At 65.2% G+C, this 5,692-nt stretch carries 5 protein-coding genes; 2 read left to right on the top strand and 3 right to left on the bottom strand.

Annotation, left to right across the window (positions count from 1 at the left end; translation table 11 throughout):
- Positions 1-578, bottom strand: a 578-nt coding sequence (locus GY937_21950; protein ID MCP5059376.1) for a TetR/AcrR family transcriptional regulator, incomplete at its 3' end; no start/stop codon positions are given.
- Positions 579-710: 132 nt separating this feature from the next.
- On the opposite strand from GY937_21950, the gene GY937_21955 reads away from it, so the two are divergent.
- Together GY937_21955 and GY937_21960 are read left to right on the top strand one after the other, a co-directional pair.
- Entirely contained in the window at positions 711-1,556 is an 846-nt protein-coding gene (locus GY937_21955; protein ID MCP5059377.1) for a PaaI family thioesterase, read from the top strand.
- A gap of 13 nt (positions 1,557-1,569) precedes the next feature.
- Entirely contained in the window at positions 1,570-2,412 is an 843-nt protein-coding gene (locus GY937_21960; GenBank protein MCP5059378.1) for an enoyl-CoA hydratase, read from the top strand.
- Here the strand turns inward: GY937_21960 and GY937_21965 are convergent.
- Positions 2,381-3,733 carry an amidohydrolase family protein gene (locus tag GY937_21965; protein MCP5059379.1) on the bottom strand — a complete coding sequence of 451 codons (1,353 nt, stop codon included), beginning with the start codon at positions 3,731-3,733 and terminating at the stop codon, positions 2,381-2,383. The genes GY937_21960 and GY937_21965 overlap by 32 nt on opposite strands.
- Positions 3,734-3,758: 25 nt before the next feature.
- Complete coding sequence (locus GY937_21970; protein ID MCP5059380.1) at positions 3,759-5,327, bottom strand: glycosyltransferase; 1,569 nt, start codon at positions 5,325-5,327, stop codon at positions 3,759-3,761.
- Between the last annotated feature and the right edge of the window lie 365 nt (positions 5,328-5,692).

Here is a 5,692-nt window from a genome sequence, read left to right on the forward strand (position 1 = left end):
CCCGTTGCGCGTGCGCGCTCGCGAACGGGGAAATCATCGAGGTTCGCGTAGTTGAAGATCAACACGTAGTAGGCGCCGATGATCAGCTCGGTCAGCGACTCCACGTCGTGACGGCGGGTGACGTCACCGCGGGCGATTCCGTCCTCGACGATGGCTGTGAACGCGGCGCGCAGCCGCCGCACCTGATCCGAGCGTTCGGCGGCATCGCCACTGATCAGGTGCACCGCCTGGGTCAGGAGCTCGCGATTTCCGGGCCCGGCCTCGGCAATCTGCTCGGCGACGGTGTCGAAGAAGCGGTGGATGCGCTCCGGCGTTCCCCGCTCGGCCTTGCGGATGTCCTCGATGTCGAGGACGAGCTGCTCGACGCCGTCGTGGGCGATCTCGCGCAGCAGGTCGAGCTTGGTGGGGAAGTGGTTGAAGAAGGTCTTGTGGGCGATGTCGGCCTGCACGCAGATATCGGCAACCTTGGTCTCGTGAAAGCCCTGCCCCTCGAAGAGGGCCGCGGCGACCTCGAGAATCCGACCATGCAGTTCGCGTTTGCGGCGCTCACGGCGATTCAGATCAGCAGGCTCGGCCATCTTCCGGAGAGTACGCCCAGCTTACATGGGATTGCAATAATGTATCTGGGTGTAAATATATTCACCTTTCCGTGATGTGATCGACCGCGCTATCCGTGGTCGGGCTCGGCCAGAGCAAAGGAAGAACGCTCGATGGAGAACATCCGTAAGTGGGTCGAGGACTCGCCCTACAGCCGCTTCCTGGGCGTTCGCCTCGACTACCTGAGCGAGCAGACCGCGCGCATCGTGCTGCCTTATCAGGACGAGAACTCGAACCCGGGAAACGTCCTGCATGGTGGTTGCGCGGCATCCCTTGGAGCGATCGGTGGCCAGGTCCTCGCCCGCGCCGTACTCGGTGAAGATTCCGGCCCGTGGCATACGGCCCAGATGCAGGTGAACTATCTGGCCGCGGCCATCGGGGAAGACGTCGTGGCCGACGCCGAACTCTTGCGACGTGGCAAACAGCTCTGCTTCATCTCGGTCGTCGTTCACACGACCGAGGGCAAGCCCATCGCCCAGATCACGACCACCGTACGCGGCCGAATGGGCGCGGAGCCCGCGCAAACCGTGAAGGCGGCCGGCGACCACGGCGAGGCGGATCCCGGCCCGATGGGCCCGCATATCGGCAGGGTCCCGTTCATCGGCAACCGCGGCATCCGCGTGGATCACATGACCGGCGGAACCTCGAGGCTCGTCATGCCGTTCCGCGACGACAATGCGGATCTCGCCGGCGGTGTTCACGAGGGCGCAGTCCTGGCGCTGCTCGATACCGCGGGGGCCATGGCCTCCTGGGCCGAGAGCGGCCCGGGCCGCTACAAGGCATCCACCGCCAGCATGCAGTTGCAGAACCTGGCTCCGGCCCCGAAGGCCGACCTGGTCGCCTACGGTCGCTGCGTTCAGCGCGACGACGAGATGTTCTGGTCCGATGTCGAGGTCGCAAGCGCGGAGGATGGTCAGATCACCGCACGCGGAACGGTCCTCTACCGGATCGTCACCTGATGAAGGAGACCCCATGCCCCTGAACCCGGATGCCGTCGGCCGCAAAGGCCAACCCGAACGCCGAAGCTGGACCTCCGAGGAATCCATGCTCTATGCCCTTGGTGTAGGCGCCGGCACCGAAGAGTTGGCGTTCACCACCGAGAACACCAAGGACACCCCCCAACGCGCGCTGCCGACCATGGCCGTCGTGCTAGGAGGTGGTGGCATACCCTTCGGCGAGATCGGCACCTTCAACCCGGCGCTGATGCTGCACGGGGCCCAGGGCATCGAGCTGCTGAGCGAGATCCCGCCGGAAGGCGAGATCGAGAGCACCGGCTCCATCGCCGCCCTTTGGGACAAGGGCGAGGGCAAGGCCGGTGTTGCGGAACTGGTCTCGGAATCCGTCGACGTTGCGACGGGAAAGCCGCTCCTGCGAACCAGGATGACGGCTTTCTTTCGGGGAGAAGGCGGTTTCGGCGGCGAGCGCGGGCCAGCGCCGGAATGGAGCCGACCCGATCGGCAGCCGGATCACGAGGTTCGCTATGCGACCCGCCTCGATCAGCCGCTCCTGTACCGCCTGTCCGGGGACCGCAATCCATTGCATTCGGATCCGTCTTTCGCCAAGCTCGGCGGCTTCGAGCGCCCCATCCTGCACGGCCTGTGCACCTACGGCTTCACGGGGCGGGCGCTGCTCCACGCGATCTGCGAGAGCGACCCGGCCCGCTTCAAGGCCATGGATGCGCGTTTCTCCAAGCCCGTCATGCCCGGCGATGAACTGACGGTGCGGATGTGGGTCGATGGCGAGACGTGTCTCTTCCAGACGACGAATCAGAACGATGAAGTCGTCATCGATCAGGGCGTGATGCGCTTCGCCTAGCGAATAGCTTTCCCGCACAGAGGGTGGCAACGACGAGATCGCTCGTCAGTGCTTCCCGCGCCTCCTTCCAGGGGCGCGAAAGAAGGCATAGATCCGCCGGTTGGCCGGCCTCGACCTTTCGCGGCGGGCCACCGGGCTTCTCCAGCGAGCCGCCGAAGAGCGCGAGGGCTTCTTCAGGAGTCAGCGCCTCGTCGGGCCCGAGGATCGCGCCCTCTCGCGTGCGCCGATCGGCCGCTGCGGCCATGGCGCGCCACGGATCGGGCGCACCGTAGGGTGCATCGCTACCGGCCGCGATGGGTACACCAGCCTCGAGCCATGCGCGCCCGCGCAGCAGCCACGGGCGATCGCGAGGTTCTACGTCGCTGAGGTAACTGTCCCCACGTTCGTGCACGAAACCGGGCTGCAGCACCACCGTGACACCCAGATCCGCCACCAGCTCGATCGCCTCCGGAGGCGCCACGGCTGCATGCTCGATGCGATCGCCCGGATGAACGCCAGCCTCGGCGATGGCGCCAAGCGCCAGCACGAGCTCGGTGCGGGTGACGGCGTGAATGGCGACGCCACGGTTCACTTCGTGAGCGGCTCGAATCGAAGCCACCAGCTCGGCAAAGGGCGGCAGGCGAGGCTCGTCGAGCAGGAGTTTTCGCTCACCTCCGGCCAGCTCTGCGCTCCCCATGATGCGGAAACGATGGGGAAGCCGGCCCATGCGATGTGCCGCCGCGAAGAGGGCCGCCGTCTGCGGGCCGTTGTCCGCGCCCGCATCGGTGAAGCCAGTGATGCCGACGGAGAGCAGCTGATCCGTAGCCGGACCCAGGGCCGGAGGATCGCTGGCCGCCATCCGCTCTCGAAGCCAGTGATCGGCGCGGAACAAGCGCCCGTCAGGCCACTGATCCGCGGCCCCCAGTGCTTCGAGGGCCGCTGAATTCAGCATCCAGAGGCCGCCACTCCGGTGCTGGATGCGCAGGGGCACATCGGCCCTCAATGCGTCGAGCGCCGCACGATCGAGTTCCCCCGCAACCGCCTCGTGGTAACCGACGCCGCGGATCCAGCCATTCTCCGGTTCGGCGCAGGTGAGCGCCCGGGCAAGCGCATCCGGATCGGCGACCTCTGGTGGCCCGCAAGGAAGCGAGCGCAATGCCGCTGCGAGGCCGAACAGATGCAGGTGATGATCGTGGAGGCCCGGCAGGAGCATTCCGCCTCCCGCTTCGAGCACCTGCTCGCCTTCTGCCGGGGAGAGCCCCTCGGAAACAGACTCGATCCGACCCTGCCGGATACGCACGTCCGCGCGTCGGCCGTCGATCTCACAGCCGCGAATCAACAAGGCGAGCACGCCTCGCCGCGGCTCTTCAGCCTTCGTGGGCCGGTTCCGCGGCGGGAGCCAGCCGCTCCCGATCGCCGAGCACCTGCTCCACGCCTGGCAGGGGGCGGCATTGCACGAGGAGCTGGAAACCGAAGAGCGTCTGCCAGAACCTTGCGAGCAGCTCGCTGGCACTCTCCAAGAACCGCCCGAACTTCCCTCCGATCACCGCTTCCCAGGGAATCGAAACACCTCGCACCCATTCGATCTCGTATCCGCAATCCCGGAGCATCCGGAGCAGGGATGCGCGATTCATCAAGCGCTTGTGTGCGATATCGAGAATTCCGCGATCCCCGTAGTTGAAACGCCCGAAGAGCAAGGCGATCCGATTGCTCAGGAACGCGACATTGGGCGTCGCGACCAACATCGCAGGGCCGACCGCGCCTGGCCGAAGCACCCGGCTCTTGTTGCGGAGGGCCAACAGGAAGCCCTCGGGATCCTCCAGTTCTTCGAGGATGTCGAGCAGGAGAACCGCGTCATACTCGAAAGGATCGAACGGCAGGGGATCATTGAGATCCGCCTTCAGGAACCGTTGGAGCCTGCCCGGAGCGGGCTTCTCCCGGTCGACACCGGTCACTTCTGCGCCCATCGCGGTAGCCGCTCCGGCGACGACCGCAGCCCCGCAGCCGAGGTCGAGCACCGTGTCCGGCGAAAGCTCGCGCAGCGCCTCGGCCGCCATCCGGTGGGCCGAATAGAGCGCCGCCGATCCTGAATTGCCGCGCCAGGGCGGGTCGTCGAGGTTTCGGTAACGCAGCGAGCACAGCATCCCCATCCGGTGCATGCGGTAGCGAAGTGTCTCGAGGGTCACGTTCCAGGCGTAGTCGAGCCCATCCACGTGACAATCTTCATCGCCGTAGTGGGTGGGAATATCGAACTCCTCGACCTTGGCGCCGACGTGCATGGCCTGGAGCAGAATCTGCGTGTCGAAATGGAAATCGTTCGTGTTGATCTCGAACGGCACCTTGGCCAGGAAGGAAGATCCATAGCCCCGGTAGCCCGTGTGGTACTCGGAGAGCTCGCGCCCGGTGAAGAGATTCTGGAAGCGCGTCAGGATCTGGTTCCCGACGAGCTTGTAGAGGGGCATGCCCCCGGCACGCGCGGCGGCCAGATCACCCATACGGGAGCCGAGCACCACGTCGGCACCGGTCCTTTGCCAGGTTTCGATGAATTGGGGCAGCAGCTCCGGCGCATATTGCCCGTCGCCGTGCAGCAGGATGGTGAAGTCGTAGCCCGCGTCGAGCGCCTGCCGGTAGCCGAGCTTCTGATTGCCGCCGTAACCCTGGTTCACCGGATTGCGCGTGACGGTGACGGTTTCGATGCCACGCTCGTCGATCCAGGCCTGCAGCAGATCCGGTCCCGCATCGTTGGACGCATCATCGATCACCAGGAAATGAATCCGGGGATCGTCGAAGAGGTGCGCGGGGATGCGCTCGAAAACCGAAACCAGATGGCGCTCGGCGCGATAGGCGACGACGAACACGAGAATTCGCCCGTCGGTTTCCCTTCGCCCTGGGCGAGGAAGCTCGGAAACGTCAGTCGTGGGTTTGGGCTCGGCCATCAGATTCCCCGGGCTCGGGAGCGTATCCCATGCCGCGAACGGCAGCAGGGATCACCCCCGGGGGGAACGCTTCGGGAGGTGATCCCATTTCCAGCCTGATCGTGGATCACTCCTCGGAAATCGCCGACTCGATCATTGACCTTGAGTATCAATTCCAGGTGATCTCCACGGCTGGAGAATACCTGAGGGAGCCTATGGTTTTGTAGGCATTTTCACCCTGATCTACCCCTAGTCCCTTGTCACACCAAAAGCTGGGGGTAGAGTCGTCGCAGTTTCACGCGGGCTTGTTGGGTCGTGAATTGCCAGTCGACGCCCTTCGTCGTTCGGTTGCGATCGTCTTGCCAGGCTTGGACTTGGCGCGTGAG

This window comes from bacterium (assembly GCA_024228115.1).
GTDB lineage: Bacteria > Myxococcota_A > UBA9160 > UBA9160 > UBA6930.

Excerpts from the sequence above, each read along its gene's own strand:
- GY937_21955 (MCP5059377.1), top strand. The coding sequence starts at position 711 with ATGGAGAACATCCGTAAGTGGGTCGAGGACTCGCCCTACAGCCGCTTC.
- GY937_21960 (MCP5059378.1), top strand. The coding sequence starts at position 1,570 with ATGCCCCTGAACCCGGATGCCGTCGGCCGCAAAGGCCAACCCGAACGC.
- GY937_21970 (MCP5059380.1), bottom strand. The coding sequence starts at position 5,327 with ATGGCCGAGCCCAAACCCACGACTGACGTTTCCGAGCTTCCTCGCCCA.